General features: G+C 54.3%; 1 protein-coding gene. It reads left to right on the top strand.

The genetic code is table 11. The features are described 5' to 3' along the window. A partial coding sequence (locus tag VSR34_RS39290) for a transposase (RefSeq protein ID WP_342965333.1) occupies positions 1–254 on the top strand: 254 nt, incomplete at both ends.

The raw sequence follows: 254 nt of genomic DNA, 5'->3' as shown, positions 1-254 counted from the left end.
CAGGTGCAATACAACCTGCTGTTTCGCTGGTTCATCGGGTTGAGCATGGATGACGAGGTCTGGGTGCCGACCGTTTTCACGAAGAACCGTGAACGTCTGATTAAGCATGATGCGGTGATCGAATTTTTCAATGAAGTAGTGGCGATCGCCGAGAAGAAGTGCCTACTCTCGGGCGAGCACTTCAGTGTGGACGGAACGCTGATCCAGGCGTGGGCGGGGCACAAGAGCTTCGTGCCCAAAGACAGTGACGATCA

The organism is Paraburkholderia sp. JHI2823 (genome assembly GCF_038900695.1).
GTDB classification, from domain to species: Bacteria; Pseudomonadota; Gammaproteobacteria; order Burkholderiales; family Burkholderiaceae; genus Paraburkholderia; species Paraburkholderia mimosarum.
Note: the sequence above shows the minus strand (reverse complement) of the source record. Positions and strands in the feature narration are given on the sequence as shown.